The 24061-nt window shown below is 62.8% G+C and carries 16 protein-coding genes, 3 rRNA genes and 1 pseudogene; 8 read left to right on the top strand and 12 right to left on the bottom strand.

Translation table 11 applies throughout. The annotated features are described in order from the left end of the window. Nucleotides 1-4 precede the first annotated feature (4 nt). The 5 genes from JQN66_RS00890 to JQN66_RS00870 all read right to left on the bottom strand — a co-directional run bounded on the left by JQN66_RS00890 (nucleotide 5) and on the right by JQN66_RS00870 (nucleotide 8039). A complete protein-coding gene (locus tag JQN66_RS00890; protein WP_204676278.1) occupies nucleotides 5-874 on the bottom strand; it encodes a glycerophosphodiester phosphodiesterase in 870 nt (289 codons plus the stop codon). A 222-nt stretch (nucleotides 875-1096) separates the two neighbouring features. Next, nucleotides 1097-1213: ribosomal RNA gene (rrf, locus tag JQN66_RS00885) — 5S ribosomal RNA — on the bottom strand. 144 nt (nucleotides 1214-1357) lie between these two features. Further along, nucleotides 1358-4496: ribosomal RNA gene (locus JQN66_RS00880) — 23S ribosomal RNA — on the bottom strand. A 577-nt stretch (nucleotides 4497-5073) separates the two neighbouring features. Further along, nucleotides 5074-6599 (bottom strand): 16S ribosomal RNA (locus tag JQN66_RS00875). The 16S, 23S and 5S rRNA genes sit together here, the layout of an rRNA operon. 675 nt (nucleotides 6600-7274) lie before the next feature. Beyond that, nucleotides 7275-8039 (bottom strand): hypothetical protein, encoded by a 765-nt coding sequence (locus JQN66_RS00870; RefSeq protein WP_188949734.1) that lies wholly within the window; start codon nucleotides 8037-8039, stop codon nucleotides 7275-7277. A 135-nt stretch (nucleotides 8040-8174) separates the two neighbouring features. Between JQN66_RS00870 and JQN66_RS00865 the strand changes: the two genes are divergently transcribed. Both JQN66_RS00865 and JQN66_RS00860 read left to right on the top strand, forming a co-directional pair. Then, the gene (locus JQN66_RS00865) at nucleotides 8175-9365 is read left to right on the top strand and encodes an alanine racemase (protein WP_204676276.1); all 1191 of its coding nucleotides are present in this window, start codon (nucleotides 8175-8177) and stop codon (nucleotides 9363-9365) included. Next, nucleotides 9362-10663 carry a D-arabinono-1,4-lactone oxidase gene (locus JQN66_RS00860; protein ID WP_239464091.1) on the top strand — a complete coding sequence of 434 codons (1302 nt, stop codon included), beginning with the start codon at nucleotides 9362-9364 and terminating at the stop codon, nucleotides 10661-10663. The genes JQN66_RS00865 and JQN66_RS00860 overlap by 4 nt, the downstream gene beginning before the upstream one ends. On the opposite strand, the gene JQN66_RS00855 is transcribed toward JQN66_RS00860, so the two are convergent. From JQN66_RS00855 to JQN66_RS00840, 4 genes are all read right to left on the bottom strand, one after another. Then, nucleotides 10660-11694: a hypothetical protein gene (locus JQN66_RS00855; protein ID WP_204676273.1), complete on the bottom strand. Its 1035-nt coding sequence runs from the start codon at nucleotides 11692-11694 to the stop codon at nucleotides 10660-10662. The two genes, JQN66_RS00860 and JQN66_RS00855, sit on opposite strands and share 4 nt — an antisense overlap. A 91-nt stretch (nucleotides 11695-11785) precedes the next feature. Further along, nucleotides 11786-13438, bottom strand: a complete 1653-nt coding sequence (locus JQN66_RS00850) for a thiamine pyrophosphate-binding protein (RefSeq protein ID WP_188949741.1) — start codon at nucleotides 13436-13438, stop codon at nucleotides 11786-11788. A 203-nt stretch (nucleotides 13439-13641) separates the two neighbouring features. Then, nucleotides 13642-14709, bottom strand: coding sequence for an ECF transporter S component (locus JQN66_RS00845; protein ID WP_204676271.1), 1068 nt, complete (start codon nucleotides 14707-14709; stop codon nucleotides 13642-13644). 359 nt (nucleotides 14710-15068) lie between these two features. Beyond that, the gene (locus JQN66_RS00840; RefSeq protein ID WP_204676270.1) at nucleotides 15069-16415 is read right to left on the bottom strand and encodes a TIGR01777 family oxidoreductase; all 1347 of its coding nucleotides are present in this window, start codon (nucleotides 16413-16415) and stop codon (nucleotides 15069-15071) included. 127 nt (nucleotides 16416-16542) lie between these two features. Here JQN66_RS00840 and JQN66_RS00835 point away from each other — a divergent pair, with 127 nt between their 5' ends. From JQN66_RS00835 to JQN66_RS18425, 3 genes and pseudogenes are all read left to right on the top strand, one after another. Next, the gene (locus JQN66_RS00835) at nucleotides 16543-17019 is read left to right on the top strand and encodes a MarR family winged helix-turn-helix transcriptional regulator (RefSeq protein WP_204676268.1); all 477 of its coding nucleotides are present in this window, start codon (nucleotides 16543-16545) and stop codon (nucleotides 17017-17019) included. 220 nt (nucleotides 17020-17239) lie between these two features. Then, nucleotides 17240-17422, top strand: a pseudogene (locus tag JQN66_RS18685) (hypothetical protein); the annotation flags it as partial. A 52-nt stretch (nucleotides 17423-17474) separates the two neighbouring features. Next, nucleotides 17475-17852 carry an FABP family protein gene (locus tag JQN66_RS18425; protein ID WP_239464090.1) on the top strand — a complete coding sequence of 126 codons (378 nt, stop codon included), beginning with the start codon at nucleotides 17475-17477 and terminating at the stop codon, nucleotides 17850-17852. 66 nt (nucleotides 17853-17918) lie between these two features. Here JQN66_RS18425 and JQN66_RS00825 read toward each other — a convergent pair whose 3' ends face one another. Then, complete coding sequence (locus tag JQN66_RS00825) at nucleotides 17919-20750, bottom strand: FAD-binding and (Fe-S)-binding domain-containing protein (protein ID WP_204676265.1); 2832 nt, start codon at nucleotides 20748-20750, stop codon at nucleotides 17919-17921. Between the two features lie 131 nt (nucleotides 20751-20881). Between JQN66_RS00825 and JQN66_RS00820 the strand changes: the two genes are divergently transcribed. Both JQN66_RS00820 and JQN66_RS00815 read left to right on the top strand, forming a co-directional pair. Further along, nucleotides 20882-21535 (top strand): GntR family transcriptional regulator, encoded by a 654-nt coding sequence (locus JQN66_RS00820; protein ID WP_204676264.1) that lies wholly within the window; start codon nucleotides 20882-20884, stop codon nucleotides 21533-21535. A gap of 20 nt (nucleotides 21536-21555) precedes the next feature. Beyond that, nucleotides 21556-22008 (top strand): hypothetical protein, encoded by a 453-nt coding sequence (locus JQN66_RS00815; protein WP_204676262.1) that lies wholly within the window; start codon nucleotides 21556-21558, stop codon nucleotides 22006-22008. Here the strand turns inward: JQN66_RS00815 and JQN66_RS00810 are convergent. Then, the gene (locus JQN66_RS00810) at nucleotides 22005-22187 is read right to left on the bottom strand and encodes a hypothetical protein (protein ID WP_188949756.1); all 183 of its coding nucleotides are present in this window, start codon (nucleotides 22185-22187) and stop codon (nucleotides 22005-22007) included. The two genes, JQN66_RS00815 and JQN66_RS00810, sit on opposite strands and share 4 nt — an antisense overlap. 6 nt (nucleotides 22188-22193) lie before the next feature. Further along, complete coding sequence (locus tag JQN66_RS00805; RefSeq protein ID WP_188949758.1) at nucleotides 22194-22457, bottom strand: hypothetical protein; 264 nt, start codon at nucleotides 22455-22457, stop codon at nucleotides 22194-22196. 193 nt (nucleotides 22458-22650) lie between these two features. On the opposite strand from JQN66_RS00805, the gene JQN66_RS00800 reads away from it, so the two are divergent. Then, entirely contained in the window at nucleotides 22651-24048 is a 1398-nt protein-coding gene (locus JQN66_RS00800; RefSeq protein WP_204676260.1) for an MBL fold metallo-hydrolase, read from the top strand. The last annotated feature ends 13 nt before the right edge of the window (nucleotides 24049-24061 follow it).

Genomic DNA, 24061 nt, shown 5'->3' with positions numbered 1-24061 from the left:
GTTCCTAGTTCTGTTCCAATTCCCTGCGTAGTTCAGTAGGCCGGTTGCTCGTCAGCTGGGTTACGCCGAGGTTGACCAGGTACTGGGCATCGGCGGGCCGGTCAACAGTCCAGATCCTGGCCGTCAGCCCGCGTTCAAGCCATTCACGTACGATCTTCTCGTTGGCCCTCGTCCACGCGACACCGGGCCCGATGATTCCGACGCCGCCTTGGTCGATGAACTCGATCCCTTCGGCCACCGAGCGGTACAACACCTCGTACACCGCCGCACGCCCCATCTGGCCGGTTGAAACCAATTCATCCACCCACGACGCATCCACCTCGGTAATCAGCTGGCAGAGCAGATCCTTGTTCACGGTGCGTGACAGATACCGGAGCGACTCCGGTTCAAAGCTCATGAGGGTGACGGCTATCTGGCTTTTGCTGCCCGCCGTACCGGTCGAAGGATCGAAGTGGTTGTCGGCCAGGACCTTGAGCACCCCGTCTTCAAGCAGGTGTCCGAACGGGCTGGGATGCTTGATCTCAATGGCCAAACCAATGGGTCGGCTCCGTTCCTCGAGGATCTCGAAGAGTTCAGCCAAGCTCAGCAGCTGCTCGTTCTCCCGCCCGTAGTCTTCTGGAATCAGGCTCGGGATGACACCGGTGAAGTCCATGGCTTTCATCTGCGACAGGGTAAGCCCTGAAACCAGTCCCGTTGCATCCGAAGTACGGTCCACGGTCGGATCGTGGTGGCATACGACGATCCCGTCCTGGGTCAGGTGGACATCGCACTCTATCCCATCCGCTCCCTCATCAATGGCCTGCAGATAGGCTGCACGGGTATTCTCGGAGAACTTGTGGGAGCTGCCCCGGTGCGCGTAGAAAAGCGTGTCCATGGTCTCTACGCTACGCGGTATAGCGCATCCCTCACCAACCACTCCGGGTATGTTGCTTCATTCCCTTTTTAAAGCAGGAAAAAGGGGAAGCCACCACTCCCCCACGCCACCCCAACACCAACCCCGTTAAACAGCGAAAGCCCCGACACACAGTGCCGGAGCCTCCCCGTTAACCACGTGCGGCCCCAGACACAAGTCCAGGACCACACATCTTCAAGTTAAGTCCGGCGGTGACCTACTCTCCCACACCCTCACGAGTGCAGTACCATCGGCGCAATGGGCCTTAGCTTCCGGGTTCGGTATGGGACCGGGCGTTTCCCCCACGCTATGACCGCCGTAACAATCACGAAGCACACAAACCACCAGGTGATCCAGCACTCGTCCTGCAAAAAAACTTCTTCAGGTTCGAGGTTGTTGTCTCGTAACCGCATAGTGAACGCGAACAGCAAAAAAATGAATTTTGTCGACACACCATCTTATAGTGTGTTGTAAGTCATCGGCCTATTAGTACAGGTCAGCTACACAAGTCTTTGGTCCTTGCTTCCACATCCTGCCTATCAACCCAGTAATCTAGCTGGGGGCCTCACCCACACAAGGTGGATGGAAATCTCATCTCGAAGCAGGCTTCCCGCTTAGATGCTTTCAGCGGTTATCCCTTCCAAACGTAGCTAATCAGCGATGCACTTGGCAGTACAACTGACACACCAGAGGTTCGTCCGTCCCGGTCCTCTCGTACTAAGGACAGCCCTTCTCAAATTTCCAACGCGCGCAGCGGATAGGGACCGAACTGTCTCACGACGTTCTAAACCCAGCTCGCGTACCGCTTTAATGGGCGAACAGCCCAACCCTTGGGACCTACTCCAGCCCCAGGATGCGACGAGCCGACATCGAGGTGCCAAACCATGCCGTCGATATGGACTCTTGGGCAAGATCAGCCTGTTATCCCCGAGGTACCTTTTATCCGTTGAGCGACGGCCCTTCCACGAGGTGCCGCCGGATCACTAGTCCCGACTTTCGTCCCTGCTCGAGCTGTCACTCTCACAGTCAAGCTCCCTTGTGCACTTACACTCAACACCTGATTGCCAACCAGGCTGAGGGAACCTTTGGGCGCCTCCGTTACATTTTAGGAGGCAACCGCCCCAGTTAAACTACCCATCAGGCACTGTCCCTGAACCAGATCATGGTCCGAAGTTAGGTGACCGGTACAGCCAGAGTGGTATTTCAACGATGACTCCACCCGAACTAGCGTCCGAGCTTCACAGTCTCCCACCTATCCTACACAAGCTGCACCGAACACCAATACCAAACTATAGTAAAGGTCTCGGGGTCTTTCCGTCCTGCTGCGCGTAACGAGCATCTTTACTCGTACTGCAATTTCGCCGAGTTCATGGTTGAGACAGCGGGGAAGTCGTTACTCCATTCGTGCAGGTCGGAACTTACCCGACAAGGAATTTCGCTACCTTAGGATGGTTATAGTTACCACCGCCGTTTACTGGGGCTTAAATTCTCAGCTTCGCACACAAGTGTGCTAACCGGTCCTCTTAACCTTCCAGCACCGGGCAGGAGTCAGTCCGTATACATCGTCTTGCGACTTCGCACGGACCTGTGTTTTTAGTAAACAGTCGCTTCCCCCTGGTCTCTGCGGCCCACACCCGCCTCCAAGGAGTCAATCCTCTTCACGGGGCAGGCCCCCCTTCTTCCGAAGTTACGGGGGCATTTTGCCGAGTTCCTTAACCATGATTCTCTCGATCGCCTTAGTATTCTCTACCTGATCACCTGTGTCGGTTTAGGGTACGGGCGGACTGGGACCTCGCGCCGATGCTTTTCTAGGCAGCATAGGATCACCGAATCACCCCACAAACGGGGCGCCTATCAGGTCTCAGAAACAATGAACAGCGGATTTGCCTACCGTTCTTCCTACACCCTTGGACCAGGTCAATTCCATTGCCTGGCTCGGCTACCTTCCTGCGTCACACCTGTTAATACGCTGACCTCACAACATCGGTTCCCACCACATCACACAGCCAACACCCCGAAGGGCGCAACAGCCATGATCCATCATGGTTAGCATCCATCGCTCAGTATGGGCGGTCCTTCGCCGGTACGGGAATATCAACCCGTTATCCATCGACTACGCCTGTCGGCCTCGCCTTAGGTCCCGACTAACCCAGGGCAGATTAGCTTGACCCTGGAACCCTTGATCATTCGGCGGACGGGTTTCTCACCCGTCATTCGCTACTCATGCCTGCATTCTCACTCGTGTGGCCTCCACCGCTGGTTTACACCGCGACTTCACCGTCCACACGACGCTCCCCTACCCATCCAAACACCCAACCCGAAGGCCAGATAAACATTTGAATGACGCAACTTCGGCGGTGTGCTTGAGCCCCGCTACATTATCGGCGCGGAATCACTTGACCAGTGAGCTATTACGCACTCTTTCAAGGGTGGCTGCTTCTAAGCCAACCTCCTGGTTGTCACAGCAACTCCACATCCTTTCCCACTTAGCACACGCTTAGGGGCCTTAGTTGGCGTTCTGGGCTGTTTCCCTCTCGACTATGAAGCTTATCCCCCACAGTCTCACTGCTGCGCTCTCACTTACCGGCATTCGGAGTTTGGCTAAGGTCAGTAACCTTGTAGGGCCCATCGCCTATCCAGTAGCTCTACCTCCAGCAAGAAACACGCAACGCTGCACCTAAATGCATTTCGGGGAGAACCAGCTATCACGAAGTTTGATTGGCCTTTCACCCCTACCCACAGCTCATCCCCTCCATTTTCAACTGAAGTGGGTTCGGTCCTCCACGCGCTCTTACACACGCTTCAACCTGGCCATGGGTAGATCACTTCGCTTCGGGTCTAGATCACGCCACTCACTCGCCCTATTCAGACTCGCTTTCGCTACGGCTTCCCCCCACGGGTTAACCTCGCGACGTAACACTAACTCGCAGGCTCATTCTTCAAAAGGCACGCCATCACCACACACAAGGCATGGCTCTAACGGATTGTAAGCGCACGGTTTCAGGTACTATTTCACTCCCCTCCCGGGGTACTTTTCACCATTCCCTCACGGTACTGATTCACTATCGGTCATCAAGTAGTATTCAGGCTTACCAGGTGGTCCTGGCAGATTCACACAAGGTTTCACGGGCCCCGTGCTACTCGGGTATCCACACAAAGAACGGCAGACACGCATTACACCTACGGGACTATCACCCTCTCTGGTCCGGCATTCCAACCGATTCACCTATACGCCTGCACCTCATCCCACCAGCGTAGATAGAACTGGTACATGTGGACCCCACAACCCCGATGATGCAACGCCTATCCGCTATCACACACCAACCGGTTTAGCCCCATCCGCGTTCGCTCGCCACTACTAACGGAATCACTATTGTTTTCTCTTCCTGCGGGTACTGAGATGTTTCACTTCCCCGCGTTCCCTCCACACAGCCTATACATTCAGCTGCAGGTCACACCACATAACATGGTGCGGGGTTTCCCCATTCGGAAATCCTGGTCTCAACGTCCGGTTATCGACTCCACCAGGCTTATCGCAGATTCCCACGTCCTTCATCGGCTCTTGATGCCAAGGCATCCACCGTGCGCCCTTAAAAACTTCAACACAAAACAAAGTTCTCAAAATTGAGCTATAAAACAATCAACAAAATCACTACAAACAAGACTCAAACACCACACACACCCAGGACAGGCACATGCAACTCATCTTGTCTGCAAGATGCTCGCGTTCACTATACAGTTCCCAAACAACAACCCCGCACCCCCACACAACACCCCCAACCAGCCAAAAGACCAGCCACCAGGACACCATGCAGCAGACACAGGACAAACACCGAAACACCAAGCACCCAACCACCCCACCCCACAAGGAGCAAGACAGCCAGGAGGCTTGTTGCCTCAAAACCCAACAGTGCACCAAACATACCCATTCGCATCACACACCATGCGCGCCCTTCCAACACCACCAACCCCCAAAGGAGCCGGCACTGCGTACTAAACCACACACACCACACAACACAAACCATGCCAACACCCGAACCCCCGAAAACACCACCACCATGGCAGCCCTTTCGAAAACCCGTTTCCCGATGTTGAGTTCATTGACATTCCACCCTTGAGCAACCCACCCGAACCACACTCGGGTCCAGACATGGGCACCAAAAAAATGGTTAGCTCCTTAGAAAGGAGGTGATCCAGCCGCACCTTCCGGTACGGCTACCTTGTTACGACTTAGTCCCAATCGCCAGTCCCACCTTCGACGACTCCCCCCACACAAGGTGGTTAGGCCATCGGCTTCGGGTGTTACCAACTTTCGTGACTTGACGGGCGGTGTGTACAAGGCCCGGGAACGTATTCACCGCAGCGTTGCTGATCTGCGATTACTAGCGACTCCGACTTCATGGGGTCGAGTTGCAGACCCCAATCCGAACTGAGACCGGCTTTTAGGGATTAGCTCCACCTCACAGTATCGCAACCCATTGTACCGGCCATTGTAGCATGCGTGAAGCCCAAGACATAAGGGGCATGATGATTTGACGTCATCCCCACCTTCCTCCGAGTTGACCCCGGCAGTCTCCCATGAGTCCCCGGCATAACCCGCTGGCAACATGGAACGAGGGTTGCGCTCGTTGCGGGACTTAACCCAACATCTCACGACACGAGCTGACGACAACCATGCACCACCTGTGAACCAGCCCCGAAGGGAAACCCCATCTCTGAGGCGGTCTGGAACATGTCAAGCCTTGGTAAGGTTCTTCGCGTTGCATCGAATTAATCCGCATGCTCCGCCGCTTGTGCGGGCCCCCGTCAATTCCTTTGAGTTTTAGCCTTGCGGCCGTACTCCCCAGGCGGGGCACTTAATGCGTTAGCTACGGCGCGGAAAACGTGGAATGTCCCCCACACCTAGTGCCCAACGTTTACGGCATGGACTACCAGGGTATCTAATCCTGTTCGCTCCCCATGCTTTCGCTCCTCAGCGTCAGTAAATGCCCAGAGACCTGCCTTCGCCATCGGTGTTCCTCCTGATATCTGCGCATTTCACCGCTACACCAGGAATTCCAGTCTCCCCTACATCACTCTAGTCTGCCCGTACCCACCGCAGATCCGAGGTTGAGCCTCGGACTTTCACGGCAGACGCGACAAACCGCCTACGAGCTCTTTACGCCCAATAAATCCGGATAACGCTTGCGCCCTACGTATTACCGCGGCTGCTGGCACGTAGTTAGCCGGCGCTTCTTCTGCAGGTACCGTCACTCTCGCTTCTTCCCTACTGAAAGAGGTTTACAACCCGAAGGCCGTCATCCCTCACGCGGCGTCGCTGCATCAGGCTTGCGCCCATTGTGCAATATTCCCCACTGCTGCCTCCCGTAGGAGTCTGGGCCGTGTCTCAGTCCCAGTGTGGCCGGTCACCCTCTCAGGCCGGCTACCCGTCGTCGCCTTGGTGAGCCATTACCTCACCAACAAGCTGATAGGCCGCGAGTCCATCCCCAACCGATAAATCTTTCCACCACAAGACATGCGTCCCATGGTCATATCCGGTATTAGACCCAGTTTCCCGGGCTTATCCCAGAGTCAGGGGCAGGTTACTCACGTGTTACTCACCCGTTCGCCACTAATCCACCCAGCAAGCTGGGCTTCATCGTTCGACTTGCATGTGTTAAGCACGCCGCCAGCGTTCATCCTGAGCCAGGATCAAACTCTCCATAAAAAACAAAAAGCCACCACAACCCCACCGGAAAAAGACGGGGCCACACGTGATGTATAAATCCTGGCGAATAAAAACACTTGGAACAACACACGGGGGTGCATCATCCCAAGCAAAATGTTTCGTATTCACCAAACAAAAAATAATTTGGTATCAACAAACTTGGCACACTATTGAGTTCTCAAACAACAAACACTTACCGGTTCTCCGCCACCCATTCAAGGAGGCGATATCGTCCAGCGTTATATTCATATTCTATAATCATTGAATTCTGAAAGTCAAATCGATTCTTTGTGATTCAAATCAGTATTCTTTGATTCCCATTCAATTCCAAGTTGTCCACACATGGTGTGGAAAACCTTGATTTTCCGGGGGTTTCGCCGCCTTGTTCCGGTTGGTTGTTGTTCCGTCCGGCTCGTGGCGACAAGGAAAAACTATACACGGGTTGGCGGGGCGGTGCAAATCGGAGGGGTGCTGCGCAGCGGTGAGCGTGACCACATAAAACAGAACCACGTTCATTACCGAAAATTTAAGGCCTTAAAGCCCGAGAACATGCGGTTTTTCCTAGGGCTCCCCGTTACCGCCGGAATATTAAATTCCATTCCGCCGCATCCGGAACCTGAAAAACGTCGAATCCGCGCCGTCACTCTATATTTACGGTGCCGCCCATGGCTCTCACTACTCTTCGATAACCTCGACGTCGATGATCCGGGGATCATCCAGCTCCAGCTGGTCGGGTGTCAGGGTGGGGATCCCTGCGAAAGCGATGGCTGCAGTTTCAACAACACGCTTGGCCAGGAAACGGTTGCCGGCTCCGCCGATGACCGCGCCGACCCCGAAGGGAACGATTCGGCCGACAACGCTCGCGGCCTGCGTGCCGACGATCTTGCGCATGAACGACTTCTGCATCGTCTTCTGGATCGAGGTATAGAAGCTAGTCGACTTGTTCGCACCGAAGGCCTTGGCCCAGCCCTTGACCGGTCCGCCGCCGCGCCCAGCGGCCTGGCGTGTGAGGCCGGCGATCATCGCACTGCCTTCCTCGCCCATCAGCACACCCATAACGAGTACTCGTGAACGTTCCGGATCTTCGATGGCAATGCCATGGAGCTCCGCAAGCGTCTGTGCATAAAGCGCGGACGCTTCAAGAAATCCAAGGGTGGCGGCCACGGACAGGCCCAGCGCGACACCGGTGCCCACCGCAGGGATGGCTGCCGTGCCTCCCACTGCGGCGCCCGAACCCGTCACGATTTTCAAGTAGTCGCTTTCGGCAATCTTGGAAAGTTCTGCCGCGGTCGCCTCGGGGTGCTTTCGTCGCAACCGTTTCAGGTAGGCAAGAACCAGCGGACGCTGGACGCCGACACCCTTCATGATTGCGTCCTGGATTGCAGTGCGCGGTTTGCCATCGTTGCCGATGACCGTCATCGAAATGGGATCTTTACTCATGATGCTGTCAGCATATCGAGCCAAACCTTGAAGTTTCCGGGAACCGGGTGGTTCCAACACCTGAATATCCCCAAATAGCCGGTCATGTTCGGCCCAGTCCTTGAAACACCCAAATACCGATGGAAGAGTTGGCTTATGAAGAATGCTCAGGCCAAACGGTACAACCACGCCTTGAAACAGGCAGGGATCAACGAACGCCCAGTGGCATTGCTGGATCTGGATGCCTTCGACGCGAACGTGATCGCCCTTCGCGAACGAGCCGGAGGACTGCCGATACGTGTTGCATCCAAATCGCTGCGCATCCGCAAGGCCCTGGAACGGGCGCTGGCTGCCGACGGATTCAGCGGAGTGCTGTGCTTTACCCTGAGCGAAGCGCTATGGCTGGCGAGCCATGGAATGAAAGACCTGGTCGTGGCCTATCCCCAAGCCGATACGGAAGCCATCAGCCGTTGGGCAACCAGCGAACAGGCACGCGCCGAGATCACGGTCATGGTCGACTCCGTTGCGCAGCTGGATCTCATCGACCGGATCGTTCCGCACCATCATCCGCTGAAGGTCGCCCTTGAGCTTGATGCCGCCTACTACCCGACCCCGGGACTGCGCATCGGGGCTGCCCGATCGCCGTTGACCGACCCGGCGGATCTGGTTTCATTGGCTGAAGAAGTCCAACGCCGGAAGGGTTTCGAGCTGGACGGGCTCATGGCCTACGAATCGCAGATCGCCTCGGTACCGGATGGAGGGTTCGCTCCCAAGGCCTGGATCGCCCGAGCCCTTCGGAAACGCAGCGCCGCCGAGCTTGCCGAGCGGCGTGCCGAAGCCGTGAGCCGCGTGCGCGGTCTCGCGGACCTTCGCTTCGTGAATGCAGGAGGCACCGGTTCATTTGAAACGACCACCAAGGAAGCAGCGGTGACAGAGCTGGCCGCAGGCTCCGGGCTCTTCGCTCCGGCCTTGTTCGACTCCTTCCGTTCCTTCTCTCCGTCCCCTGCCATGTTCCTGGGCTTCCCGGTAGTCCGAAGGCCGGATCACCAGACGGTCACGATCCTCGGCGGCGGTTGGGCCGCATCCGGTCCCGCCGGAAAAGACCGGTTGCCGAGCATCGAGCATCCGCGCAAGCTGCGCTACCTGCCGTTGGAAGGAGCCGGCGAGGTGCAGACGCCGCTGACCGGCCCGACCGCGCACCGCCTGAACATCGGAGACACGGTATGGCTGCGCCATGCAAAATCCGGGGAACCGGCAGAACGGGTCAACAAGGTCGCGGTCTTCTCGAAGAACAAGATCAGTGACCAATGGCCAACCTATCGAGGCGAGGGGAAGGCCTTCCTGTGACCACCTTCCAGAATTTCGCCGGCACAGTGACTGCCGCCCCATCGGTGCGCCAGTCGGTCGCTTCCCTGGACCAGCTAGGCGGATTGCTCGAGTCGGCGGCGCAGACCGGGCACACCGTGCGCACCGTGGGCGCCGGCCATTCATTCACCCCGCTGGCGAAGACCGACGACGTCTTGCTCGATCTCGACGGTTTCCAGGGAATCGAGGAAGTCGATGCGCTCACGCATGACGTGACGTTCCGGGCCGGAACCAGATTGTGGCAGGTTCCGGACCTGCTGGAGCCCTTCGGACTGGCGCTTGAGAACATGGGCGACATCGACCGACAGTCCATCGCCGGCGCCATCAGCACCGGAACCCACGGCACCGGCCTGAAATTCACCGGATTCAGCGGCGCGGTCACCGCACTGCGGCTGATGCTGGCCGACGGAACGCAGGTGCGTGCCAGCGCCACGGAGCACAGTGAACTGTTCCAGGCTGCCCGCGTCGGATTGGGCGCATTGGGTGTCATCACCCACGTGCGGCTGCGGTGCGTTCCGCACTACATGATGCACGCCGCCGAGACCATCGAAGCCATCGAACCGCTGACCGAAAGCTTTATCGAAAGGGTGGCGCTGGAAGACCATCTGGAGTTCTTCTGGTTCCCGGGCACCGACAACGCCCAGGTGAAAACCAATACGCGGTTGCCAGGCGATACGCCGGCGAAAGCGCCTGGCAAGCTCACTGCCTGGGTGAACGACGAGCTGCTGTCCAACGGCGGGCTCCAGGCCATCTGTTCAGTGGGCGCCGCCATGCCGCGAATGATTCCCCGGCTCAACGGGTTCGCCAGCCGGGTCCTCTCAGACCGCAGCTACACCGCGACGTGGAACCAGACCTTTATCAGTCCGCGGCGGGTGAAGTTCACCGAGATGGAGTACGCGCTGCCGCTGGAGAACTTCGCCGCAGCATTTGCGGAACTGCGCCGCTACTTCACGACGCGGCCCGCACCCGTTGTTTTCCCGTTGGAGGTCCGGACCACTGCCGGCGACGACACCTGGCTGGGGACGGCCAGCGGCCGAAACAGCGTTTACATTGCGGTGCACCGCTATATCCGCGATCGCGTCCCGCAGTATTTCCCGGAGATGGAGTCGATCCTTCGTTCGCACGGCGGGCGGCCGCACTGGGGCAAGCAGCACACGCTGCGGGCGCCCGACCTCGCGCAGCTGTATCCGAGATTCCAGGATTTCCGGGCAGTTCGACAGCAGGTCGACCCGCAGGGGCTATTCGTCAATGACTATCTGCGCGAGCTGCTGGGCGCCTAGAACTGGATGTCGGTCCAGATCAAGTCCGAGGTTTCGATAGCCTCCGGTGTCGTGCCCGGCAGCAGCTGGAAGTCTTCCGGAGCTTCCGCGCCGATGCGACCCTGGCCCAGCACGTTCCAGCCCTGGTTGGGGATGACGAAGTTCCCGGAATCGTTCAACGCGTCATCCCGGCCGAGGTCCGCGCCCAAGGCCAGTGCGGCTGCGGTGGATTCGGTGCGCTGAGCCAGCGCGCCGGTCACCACGATGCGGTCCCCGTCGAGGCCTTCGGCCTTGGCGCCGTCGTCTGCGACGACGTAGTCTTCGCCGGCAATGTAGTCGGCGACAACCTTCAATTCGTCCTTCTGGCGTAGTGCGCCGAAGCCGTAGCTGCTGTGCGCAGGTTCGGTTTGGGCGGCCAGGATATGGACGCGTTCGCCACGGTACTCGATGGGGATGTCCCACAGCCCGTTGTGCATGACCGGAATGGAAGCCGCGACGGCGCCGCTCAGCTCGGAGCTCCCGAGGTTGTTGCCTGCCACCTCGTCCCACTTCAGCGTGGACACCGAAACGACATCCGGCTGGTTGATCGGATACTTGGACAGCACCACCGTCGAGGCCTGCTCGGCGAATGCACGCTGGCCCCAGGCATCGCCCGGGCCGCCGACGATGCGGTCTGAGTCCAGGTCCGCGCCGCTCTGCACCCCGCTGGAACCGACGGCAAGATACGAATAGGGGTAGCCGGCTTCAGAACGCTCTTCGTCCGGACTCTCCAGATAGTCCGAGATGAAGCTGTTCACTGCATCCTGGTCGGCGTCCATGCCGGTCAGCACCATCACGTCGGGATTGGCAACGCTGATTGCATCGGCCACGCGCAGGGCTTCGGTGTCGGTTCGGGTCAGCAGGTCCCGATACAGCTCGCCGGGCTCTTCCCCGCTCAGGTTCGTTGCCATCGTGGCCACACGCAGGGAAGTTTCGGAAAGCAGGGGTGCGCTCACGCCGGCCCCGTCATTCGGGCCGGTAGGTGCGGCGAATGCCGGGGTTGCAGGGAGCATGAACAACGCTCCGATTCCCAGGCCCGCTGTTCCAACCAAAAACTTGTGCACCCTGCAACCCTACGCCGAGAGGCCGGCCCTGACCAGCATCTTAATCCGATTGTGATGCTGCAGCGCCGGCGGCCTTGCGGTTCGCCGCGAGCACTTCCTCCATGTACGGGGCGCGGACATGCGCCGAGATGCGTGCGTCCACCAGGCAGAGGCCCTGCGCACCGGCTTCCACCCATTCACTGACTTTCCCCAAATCATCCAGGGTTTCCACCTTGATGCCGGTGGCGCCCATGCCCTGGGCCAGGGCCGAGAAGTCTACGGTCGGGATCAGCATCGGATCCTCATGCAGCCCGATCGATCCATACTGGTGCACCTCGGCGCCGTAGGCTGAATCGTTGTAAATGACGATGACACCACTCGTGACGGTACGCACGATGGATTCCAGATCGGCCAGCCCCATGAGGAAGCCACCGTCGCCAGAGGCCAGCACCACGGTCCGGCCGTCGGCCGCCGCTGCGGCGCCAACCATTGAAGCGATGCCCAGGCCGATGGACTGGTAGGCGGTGCCAACACAAGTCAGGGATCGGGCACCGCTGGTCGACCAGTACATGGGTCCCCAACCGATGAAGTGCCCGCCGTCCTGCACCAGAACGCGGTGCGCCGGCAGGATCCGCTCCAGCTCGCTGGCTACACGGCGCGGATCCAGCAGCCCATCGGCGGCCTTCGCTTCTCCGAGCGGACGGGTGCGCAGCGCGGCGAGGTCCAGATCCGCGGCCCACGAGGCAGTGGTCGCGGGCAGCGACTGGAGCAGATGCCCGGCTGCGGTGCTGATATCGGCGGTGGCGAAGTAGTCCACCCGCGGATTGGTGGCGGCGGCGGCCAAATCGATCTGGATCAGGGTGGCGGATTCATTGACCAGGTCCCCGAAGCGCATGGTGAACTGGTTCAGCGATGCGCCGAGGGCCAGCACGACATCCGCCTGGGCAATGATTTCCGCATTCCGCTCGGTGGCGAAGCCTCCGGTGATGCCCAGATCGTGGGGGTAGTCCAGCAGGTCGCGGGCCAGCAGCGTCCCCGAAGTGGTGGCGCCGATCTTGGTTGCCAGCTCCTTGACCAGCGGTGCGGCATCGATGGCGCCGCGGCCATAGAGGATGTGCGGTCGCTGGGCTCCGGCCAGCAGCGCGCTGACCTGTTCAAGCTGGGTGGAGTTCAATTCCGGCGCGGGCGGCGTGGAACCGAGGGCGGCGAAGTCCGGGATTTCGGTTTCAGGAGTCTCGATGGCGGCTAGGTCGTAGGGAATAGCCAAGACCACCGGACATTGTTCGCGCAGCGCATGCGCGGCGGCCTGCAGGGCGATGGCTCCCGGCGCCGACCGGTCCACCACGTAGCGCGGGGCCCGCACGGCGGCATCGATGGCCGCCTGATCCACGTCCCAGCCGCGCAAGCCCGAAGTCGGCGCGTCACCGGTAACGAAAAGCAACGGAGTGCGCGCGGCGGCGGCTTCCGCCAACGCGGTCACGGCGTTCGTGTAACCGGCACCGTAGGTGGTGGAGGCGATGGAGAGCTTGTTGGAGATGCGGAAGTATGCGTCCGCAGCCGCTACCGCGGCCGATTCGTGGCGAACCGCGGTGTAGGTGAAGCCCTGGCGCACTGCTGCGTCGAGGAAGTGTGCGTTGCCGTTGCCCATCAGACCGAAGATCTGCGGTGCAATTGGCTTGAGGGCATGGGCGATGGCGGCAGAAACGCTAGACATCATGGACTCTTTTCAAAAGTACGGTGCTGAAGAAAATTCCATATATGTCTGCCGCTACCGGTTGCATTTCGGCAACGGGTATCGCCCCTTTTGAGAGCGCCGGAATCCGCTTAATCGAGGTTCCTGACTCAATGATGATAGGGCAGAACCGCGATGTTGCGCTAGGCGCCGTTTCTCCAGTGCCCTGGACCGAACCGGAAAATCTATCCCAGGACCCTTCCCCGGCGGTTGCTCCCGGACCCGAATCCGGCGTTCGCCAACCGGTAGGTGCGGTCCAGGGAATCCATTGCATGCTCCGCAACGTGCCCGTAGACGGGAACATGGATCCAATCCTTGACCATGCCTAGCAGCGCAATCACGATGAATCCGGTCAGCAGCTTGTCCACCAGTGAATACATCAGGTTGGACTCGAAAACGGCCACCCCGAGCGAGCTGGTGCTGGCCAGGATGGACTGCATCGTCGTTTCGGAGGCGTGGCCGGTGATGCCCCCGAAAAGGAGAACCAGAATGATGCTCGACACGACCGAACAAGCCACAGCCACCACGACGTTGAGCAGGACGTACTGAGGTAGGGCGGAATTGCGCCTGATCAGCTTCGCGCCGTAGCCCCAGACCAGCGCGCCGGTCATGTTCACCAGCCCGAAGGCCGCCGCCGAGGAATCGGTAATCGACAGTCCAATGACGTTGGTTGCCAGGCCGACAAGCACCCCGGCCCACGGCCCGCAGGCGATGGCGGCCAATGCAGTGCCGACCATGTCCAGATAAAGACGGAGCCCTGCTGCATCCACTAGCCAGAAGCCCGCCAAGTTCATCAGCAAGCATGCTGCGAGGAGTATATATATTCGCCGCCGGCTGGCCACGATGTCTGCCGGCCCGATGGCGGCGACAATTTGGATGGGCGGCTCGGTGGGCGCGGGCTGCGGGTTGGCTGGCTCCCGCTGCTTGGCCGCGGACTGGTCGAGACGGGCCTGAAGACACCGGCGTTCCCACGTTTCCGCCTCCTCCGGCGAGCAGCCCAAGGCCTGCACGATTTCCCCGACAAGCTTCGCGTTGATACGGGTCCGGCCCAGGCGGAAGGCGTCGTACACAGTGGTTCGGGCTGGCCTGGCGGCGGCCGCACCCACTCCGGCGCGTTCTCGAAGCTTCCCGATTCGACGGACGATTTCCGCGTAGGGAACGTCGCCGGCCTCGATCCGCAACGCCTGGAGATCCCGGGCGATCGCATCGAAGGCTTCGGTCGGAACACCTCGGGATTCCATGTGGTGCGACATGGCCGTCCTCCATACAGTTGCCGGTTCACCGGCAACTGCCGATGGCCTTCGACGCTTCGTTCACGCCAAATAAAGATACTAGTCAGATCGTATCCGAAGCGTCGGAGTTGTTCGGAATCGTCCGGAAACGCGGTTTTCAGCCCATCTTTGCAGCACGCGCGCGATACTTTATGACCTGGGGCGCCGCATGCCGCCTGAACCGTCAGCCGACTCGCAAACGGCTGCATCGTTCAGCACCTGCGGCGCATACGACAACTCGCATATGTATTCCAGGAGGGCTTGTGGCACATTTCGTCGCCGATACGGCAAAGCCCCGCGGCTGACAGCGCACCAGCGGCCGCCCGCAGCGGGGCGGGAGCCTAGTGCTCCCTACCCAAGCAGTGGGCCAGCGCATCGGGAAGTTCAGCGGAGCGGAAGGTGTGACCGCGGGCGGACAGCTTCGCGGGAACGACCCGCTGGCTGGCCAGCGCCAGCAGTTGCGCGCCTTCATCGCCCAGCAGCAGCCGCGGCCCGAAGGCGGGGACGGGGAAGATCTCCGGGCGGCGCAGCACCTTGGCCAGCACGGCCGAGTACTCGCTGTTGCGCACCGGGGTGGGCGCGGTCGCGTTGACCGGGCCCTGCAGCTCGCCGTCCCACAGGGCGCGGTGGTAGATGTCCACGAGGTCATCGAGGCCGATCCAGGACTGCCACTGCTGTCCGTCGCCTAGCCTGCCGCCCAGTCCGGCTTCGTAAAGCGGACGCAGCTGGCGCAACAGCCCTCCGGTGGGGCTTTGCACCAAGCCGGTGCGGACCTGGACGCGGCGCATGCCGGTGTCCGGCCCCGCTAGGGCCGCTTGCTCCCAGTCGCGGACAACCTCCGCGAGGAAGTCCCGGCCGTGCGGGGCATCCTCGGCCAGCTCTTCTTCACCGGCGTCGGCGCCATACAGGCCGATGGCCGAGGCGCTGACGAAGACCGCGACGCCGGACTGCGCGGCCAGCTGGGCCAGCCGGCGCGTTGGCCCGATGCGGCTGTCGCGGATTTTCCTACGGTGCTCGTTATTGAATCGCCCGGCGATACTCGCCCCGGCCAGATGGACGACTGCGTCGCATCCATCCAGGCAGGATTCGTCGGGGTTCTCGGGATTCCAAACGCGTTCATTCGGACCTTGGGGGGCCGAACGAACCAAGCGGATGACCCGGTGCCCACCCGATTCGAGAAGAGCACCCAGGGAGGTTCCCACCATCCCGTGCGAACCGGTCAGCGCAACGGTCAGCGGCGTCATGCCGTGCTGCGCCGCGCGCTGGTGCACCTGCAGGTCTTCGGCCAGCTGCCGGTGCCGGTAGGCGAGCATGCGCCGAACCAATTTCTGCGGCATGTTGGTGGTGACTTCATCGCGCAGCACGCACTGCTGCGGCCCGTCGGGCAGGATATGGTGCTCGTGCCGCCAGTGGATCGGCCGCAGCGGCGCCTGGCCGAGCCCCTGGGGCGCCAGCTCGTCCACGAACACGCGGCCCGGGATGTACTCGCTGGAAAGATGCCTGGCATGCCAGCGCAGTCCTGCAGGCAGCGCCAGCTCGGAGCTGCCGTCGCGAAGGTCCTGAGCCTGGCTCAGCGCGCGCACCGGCTGCCAGGGAGGAAGCAGCCGATTCATCGCGCCGGGCCGCTCGTGCCACGCAAAGACGTCGTCGGAGGGGAAGGGAATCTTTGTTTCAAGAATGACGGCCATGCCCCACATTCAACCAGTTTCCACTTCCCGCGGATACTCCTTCAAGCAAGCTTCAAGGAGATCCGGCAGCGCCGCACGCCACCGGCCGCGCCCTGCCTGCCGATGCTCCTGTGACAAACTGGTTTTCATGGGAACCCAGGACCGGCCGCAGACCTCGGAGCAGGAGCTCGCGGCCTTCGAAACCGCCACGCAGGACCTTGTGGGGCTCGCACTGAGCAGCGTGGAGCAGCTGGAGGTATCCCTGCCCCAGTTCCGCCTGCTGCTGACCTTGCAGCGCGGGGGGCGCTCGACGTCCAGCGACTGCGCCAAGGCCCTGGGCGTGGGCAATTCATCCATCACCCGGCTCGCGGACAGGCTCCACGCCTCCGGCCATCTGGCGCGGGGTTCGGACCCCGCGCACCGCAGCGTTGTCACCTTGGAGCTGACGGCTGCGGGCCGCCAGGTCGTGCAGCAGGTCACCGAACGCCGGCGCCAGAACCTGAAGGCGGCTCTGGACCTGTTGGAGCCGGCAGAGCGGGCCGCCTGCGCCGCGGCCCTGGAGAAGCTGCACCACGTGGCGGGTCACAGCATTCCCCGCCCGAACAGCACCCATCTGCCCCTGTAAACCCCCGCGCATCAGGCATCCCGCCTCATGGCCATGCACACCTAAACTTTTGCCCTCGACAACTCTTGCTTAACGCAAGAGTTGTGCCTACATTGGAATTGATCAATTCAATCGCGGGGTGCCGGGGATGCAGGAACTTGAGACCCGGTGGCGTGCGCTGGGCCTGTGCACGGCGGCCGCGCCGCGCACCCCCACCACTCACTGATCGGAGTACCCCGCCATGACCGCATTGGCAAGCATCTCGACCATCCAGGGACCGCAGAAGCTCGGCCCGCTCACGCCGCTGGTCGGCGAATGGGAAGGGGATGCCGGAGTCGACCTTTCGTACCACAACCTGACCGATGAAACGAGCGAAACCGGCTACTACGAGCGCGCGGTCTTCAAGCCCATCCCGATCCAGGAAAACGGCAGGCAGACCTTGTGGGGACTGAACTACTCGATGACCGCCTGGCGCCATGGGCGAGGAGGCCATGGACCCGTTCCACGACGAAATCGGCTTCCTGCTCTGGGACCGCGAGAACAGCCAGGTGATGCGCAACGTGGTCTTCGGCCGCGTCATCGCGGTTCTGGCCGGGAGCACCGCCGGGCCGCGCGACACCACCGTGCACTTCAATGCCACCCCGGGAGACCCCTGCTACGGGGTGCTGCAGAACAAGTACCTGTTGGAACGGGCGGAGATCAAGGAGTTCATCAGCTCCTTCACCTTCCACGAGGACGGCAGCTTCAGCTATGCCTCGGACCTGCTGCTGCGCCTGGCCGCACTGGGCGCGGAAATGCGCCATACCGACGTCAATACCCTGCATCGGGTCAGGCGCTTCCACCCGGGAGAATAGCGAACGGCGGGGCCGGATGCGATGTTCGCCTCCGGCCCCGCCGAGGTCCCGGTCCAGGCCTAGCGCCTAGCGCGCGACCGCGTCCGCCAGCAGCTCGATGACGTGGCGGTAGTCCTTGCCGGTTGCGCGCGTCATGCCCAGCTCGCAGGTGCGGTTGCAGGAGGCATGGGCCTGGGCGTCGAGCTCACGCACTTCGGCGGCCTCGGCGGCGGTGGCGGAGGCGGTCAGCTCCGGGTGCAGCATGCCGCGGTCGCCCGCGTAGGCGCAGCAGCCCCAGTTGACCGGCACGTTCACGGTGTCCGCGGCGGCCCGCGCCAGCTTCTCCAGGTCCGGGTTCAGTCCCATCTGCGTGGAGGAGCAGGTCGGATGCAGGGTCATCGAGGCGATCTTGCGGCCTTCGGGCAGCTTGTCCAGCAGGTGCTGCGAGGTGAAGGCGAGCAGGTCCACCACGGTGTAGCCGTGCCCTTCCAGCGTGTGGGCGAAGCCCTCGGTGCAGCTGGAGGCGTCGGAGATGACCGGCAGGTTCTTCCCCGGCAGCGCCGCCGCGACCTCGTCGAGCACCCGCTGCGCCATCAGGTCGTGCCCGTCCGCGTAGCCCTTGGAGGTCCACGGGGTGCCGCAGCACATCGACTCGATGCCCTGCGGGACATAGACCGAAACGCCGGCCGCCTGCAGCAGCTTGGTGAAGGCCGCGGAGACGCCCTCGCCGTCGCCGGCCGGGCCGAACATGGAGTTCACGCAGGCCGGAAGGTAGATGGCCAGCGGTTCGCCGCCTACTGCGCCCAGGTTGCCGGCCAGCGGCTTGCGGGCCTTGCCGCCGCCGGGCAGCTCCGCGTCGTAGCGCGGCATGACATCGGTGCTGATCACCTTGCGCGCCGCGTCGGTGACGCCGCGGACCAGTCCTACGGGGAACTTGTCCGCCACGCTCAGGGCCAGCGATCCGGCGCGGGTGGCCGCGCCCCAGCCCTTGGCGGCGGTCTTGAACCCGGCGGCCAGGGCGGGGTTCGCGTCTTCGCGGCGCAGGCGCTTGACCAGCAGGCCGGTGTTGATCCCCACCGGGCAGGCGGTGACGCACATGCCGTCCACGGCGCAGGTCTGCACGCCGTTGTACTCGTAGTCCTTCTCCAGCTCCGCGGCCAGCTCCAGGTTGCCTTCCGCCTCGGCCTTGGCGATGGCGCGGCGCACCACGATGCGCTGGCGCGGGGTGAGGGTCAGGTCCTTGGAAGGGCAGACCGGTTCGCAGTAGCCGCATTCCACGCAGCGGTCGGCCTCCACCTCGATGGTGGCGTTCAGCTTGATGTTGCGGATGTGGGCGGCGTGGTCGTCGTCGATGATGACCCCGGGGTTCATCATCAGGCGCGGGTCGCAGGCGGCCTTGAGCTGGAGGTGCACGTCGTAGAGCTCGTCGCCGTACTGGGCGCGCACGAAGGGGGCCATGGCGCGGCCGGTGCCGTGCTCCGCCTTCAGGTTGCCGCCCTTGGAGAGGATCAGCTCCACCATCTTGTCGTTGAAGCCGTTGTAGCGGGTCAGCGCCTGCTCGCCCTCGAAGCGGTCGGTGAGCATGAAGTGGATGTTGCCGTCCTTGGCGTGGCCGAAGATCACCGAATCCGCGTAGCCGTATTCGGTGAACAGCTCCTGCAGGCTGCCGCAGGTTTCGGCCAGCGACGGCACCGGCACCGCCACGTCCTCGAGCAGCGCGGTGGTGCCCGAGACGCGGGCCCCGGCCACGGAGGCGTACAGCCCCTTGCGGAATTTCCAGGCGGCCTGGCGGTTCTTCGCATCCGGGGAGAGCACCGCCGGGGCGCGCAGCGCGGCCGTGTCCAGCAGCTTCTGCCCGGCGTCCTGCAGGCCGCGCAGTTCCTCGTCGCTGTCTGCATGGTATTCGATGAGCAGCGCCGCCTGCTGGTCCACCTCGAAGCCCATGATGGCTTCGGGCACGCCGGGCAGCGACTGGCCCACGCGCAGCGAGGTGGAGTCCATGAGCTCCAGGGTGGCGGCGCCCGAATCCAGCAGCTCGGGCAGGGCGCGGGTGGCCAGATCCAGGTTGTCGAAGACCGCCAGGGTGGCGATGGCCAGCTTGCGGATCGGCACGGTGCGGAACACCGCCTCGGCCACGAAGGCCAGCGTGCCTTCGGAGCCGATGATCAGGTGGGCCATCAGCTGCGCCGGGGAGTCGAAGTCCAGGAACGCGTTGATGCCGTAGCCCATGGTGTTCTTCAGCGCGAAGTGCTTCTCGATCTTCGCCACGGAGTCCGGGTTGGAGCGCACGCGGTCGCGCAGCTTTTCCAGGGTGGCCACCAGCTGCGGTTCGGCGGCGGCCAGCTGGGCGTCGGCGTCCGGGGCGGCGGTGTCGATCATGGTGCCGCTGGGCAGCACGAAGGTCATCGATTCAAGGGTGCGGTAGGTGTTGAACTCGGTGCCGCAGGCCATTCCGGAGGAGTTGTTGGCGATCACCCCGCCCACGGTGCAGGCCGCCTCGCTGGCCGGGTCCGGGCCCAGCTTGCTGCCGTAGACCCCCAGCCGGGCGTTGACCTGGCGGATCGTGGCACCGGGCTGGACGCGCACACGCTGGCCGCCATCCAGCACGGTGATGCCGCGGAAATTCTTGCGCACGTCGATCATCAGGCCGTCGCCGCTGGCCTGCCCGGCCAGTGAGGTGCCGCCGGAGCGCAGGGTCACCGGCTGGTGGTTCCGGTTCGCGGCGGCCAGCAGCTCGGAGACCTCGCGGGCGTCCTTGGCCAGCACCACCGCCTGCGGGGTGTACAGGTAGTGCGATGCATCCGAGGCGTAGGCCACGCGGTCGATGGATCGGGTCATCACCCGGCCGGGCTCGCCGACCAGGTCGAGGATGCTGGATGAAACCGTGGTTTCGCCGAGTGCTGGCGTGCTCAATGCCATGGTGCGCTCCTATATGGATCGTAGGCGCGGCCTACCGTCGCGGGAAATTGTCTTACAAGTACACATGCCATAGTAATACGTGCCGTGGGATACTTGGTAGGTCAAATGTACTTCTTCCCGAAAGGACGCACGTGGCTGCCCGTCTAGGAGTGGTTTCGGTAGTGCAGGCCGTCATCAAGTCGCTGCGCGAACGCATCTTCAGCGGCGAGCTGGCTCCCGGCACCCCGCTGGGCGAGGTCGATGTGGCCGCGCACTACGAGGTCGCCCGCCCCACCGCCAAGGCCGCCCTGGAGAACCTGGTGGCCAGCGGACTGCTCACGCGCAACGCGCACCAAAGCGCACGCGTGCGGGTGCTTTCCGCAGCGGACGCCCGCGACATCTACCAGACCCGGGCCATCATCGAGGCCGAAGCCGTGCGCCTGCTGGCCGGCACCGGCCAAGTGCCCGAAGCCGCGCTGGAGGCGAACGCCCAGATCACCGCGCTGTCCAACGCCTCCCCCATAGAAATCGTGGAACCCGACGTGCGTTTCCACGCAGCCCTGGTGCAGGCGCTGGGCTCGCCGCGAACCAGCGCGATCTATGCGCAGCTCACGGACGAAATCCGGCTGTGCATGACGCACGTGCAGGATGCTACGCTGCTATCCACCCGGGACATCGCCGCCGAGCATGCGCGCCTGCTCGAGCTGATCTCCGCCGGATCCCGGCAAGAGGCCGCCCAGGCACTGGCCGACCACCTGCAGACGGCGAGCGCCAAGCTCGCCGCGCACCTGGATACCCTCACCTAGACGAAAGCGGGATCGACGCCATGGGCTTGTTCGCACGCAAGCAGTCCACTGCCCCCGGGACCGGGGACGACTGGGAACGCAGGCTGGATGGCTTGGAGCCTCTGCAAGTGCACCATGCAGAGTTCCGCGCCCGGGTGCTGGGTGTGGGACGGCGCGGCGCACGGCGGATTCCCGCGGTGGAACTGGCCGTCAGCGGGACCGCCGGGCACTTCCGCGCCGATGAGCTGGAGTCCTTCCTGGGCGGCAGGCTCGGGATCCTCGAAACCCTGCACAGTTCGCCGACCCCGCTGTTCATGGCCACTGGCGCCCACGCCGGGGCGGATTCCCCGGCGGGCGATGCGCTGGCGCACGCCGCGAGGGACGAGGCCGCAGTCCTGCAGCCCGCCGCCGAGGGCCTGCGCTGCCTGGTGTTGTTCAGCCCCGCGGACCAGCAGCGGATCACCCGCTGGCTCGCACTCTTCCCACGCCACTAGGCGCGGTCGGGCGCACCGGCATCGCTGGGCGCCGCAGAGCCTTCCTCGGTGGCGCCTCCCTCGTCGCTCCAATCATGCCCGGTGTCATCCGAGTGCTTCGGGTCAGAGACATGGTCCTTCGACGCGGCGTCCGCTTCCGGGGCCGGGTGCAATTTTTCGGGAATGTGCTTTTCTCCCATGATTTCCTACCTTTCGTTGCGCTGGCGTTCCGGGGCGGTTTCAGGCTCCGGCGGAATCGGCGGCGCGGTCGGGTCGAATGGCGGGTCGCTCGGACCGGTGGGGTCGATTACCGGGCCGTCCGGGGCCGTCGGGTCGCTGGGCGGCGCGATGGGCCCGGTCGGGTCGGTGGGGTTGATGGGCGGGTCGGTGGGATGGCGGTTGAACATCGTGTCCTCTCCTTGATCTGCATGCCGGCGGCGCTTGCACCCGCCGGCTGAACGTCCCTTCACGCTACGCACCGTCCGGGGTGGACGGTCGCAATCCCCGGGATTCCAAGGCGATTGCCAGCATTGGACGCCCGCCGGGCCCGGCGGGCGGCCGTCGCGGCATCCCGGTTCCGCGTATACCCCCACCCCTATTTTTGACATACCCCCGGGGGTATGGGTTACGGTAGATGCAGACACCCCAACGAAAGGACGCACCATGCTTCTGGAACGCTTCTACGACGAGGACCTGGCGCAGGCCAGCTACTTCATCGGCTGCCAGGCCAAGGGCGAGGCCATCGTGGTCGATGCCCGTCGCGACATCTCCGACTACCTGGCGCTGGCCGCCAAGCACGGCATGCGCATCGTCGCGGTGACCGAAACCCACATCCACGCCGACTACCTCTCCGGCACCCGCGAGCTGGCCGCCGCCACCGGCGCGGCCACCTACGTCTCGGGCGAAGGCGGAGCCGACTGGCAGTACGGCTTCGAGGCCGAGCGCCTGATGGACAAGGACACCATCAAGCTGGGCAACATCACCGTGACCGCCCGCCACACCCCGGGCCACACTCCGGAGCACCTTTCGTTCCTGGTCACCGACGGCGCCTTCAGCGACCAGCCGGGCTACATGCTCTCCGGCGACTTCATCTTCGCCGGCGACCTGGGCCGCCCGGACCTGCTGGACGAGGCAGCCGGCGGCGTGGACACCCGCTTCGCCGGAGCCAAGGACCTGTTCACCTCGCTGAAGAACGTCTTCCTTGAACTGCCGGACCACATCCAGGTCTACCCGGGCCACGGCTCGGGCAGCGCCTGCGGCAAGGCACTGGGCGCCGTTCCTTCCACCACCGTGGGCTACGAGCGCAACTTCGCCTGGTGGGGCCGCTACCTGGCCGCCAACGACGAGGAAGGCTTCATCGCCGAGCTGCTCGACGGACAGCCCGATGCGCACGCCTACTTCGCCCGCATGAAGCGCCAGAACCGCGACGGCGCCAAGGTGCTGGGCACCCTGCCGCAGCTGGTCGAGTTCACCGCAGAGCAGATCATCGAGCAGACCGCGGCCCATGAGGCAGTCTTCGTCGACACCCGCGGACACGTGGCCGTCGCCGAAGGCACCGTCGCCGGCGCCCTGGCCATCCCGGCCATCGCCAAGATGGCGAACTTCGGCGCCTGGGCCTTCGACCCGGAAGCCGACAACCGCCAGCTGATCCTGTTCGCCGAGAACCTGGAAGCCGCGCAGGAAATGCGCGACCACCTGATGCGCGTGGGCATCGACGCGGTGTCCGGCTACGCCACCACCCTCGAAGGCCTGCCGGCCTTCACCCCGCCGAGCATCGAACCGGCCGAGCTGGAGAACTTCGAGCACGCGCTGCTGCTCGACGTCCGGGGCCGCGGCGAGTTCAACGCCGGAGCCATCCCGAACGCGAAGCACATCTCCGGCGGCCGCGCCCTGTGGACCCTGGACGAGCTGCCGACCGACGGCAAGATCGTCACCTACTGCCAGAGCGGCCTGCGCAACTCGATCGTTGCCAGCGCCCTGCGCGACGCCGGGTACGACGTGGTCGAACTGGCCGGCAGCTACGCCGGCTGGGATGCCGCCATGAACAAGACCAACGCCTAACCCCACCCCCAAC

Source organism: Glutamicibacter protophormiae (assembly GCF_016894325.1).
Classification (GTDB): domain Bacteria; phylum Actinomycetota; class Actinomycetes; order Actinomycetales; family Micrococcaceae; genus Glutamicibacter; species Glutamicibacter protophormiae.
This window is presented reverse-complemented; position numbering and strand designations above follow the sequence as displayed.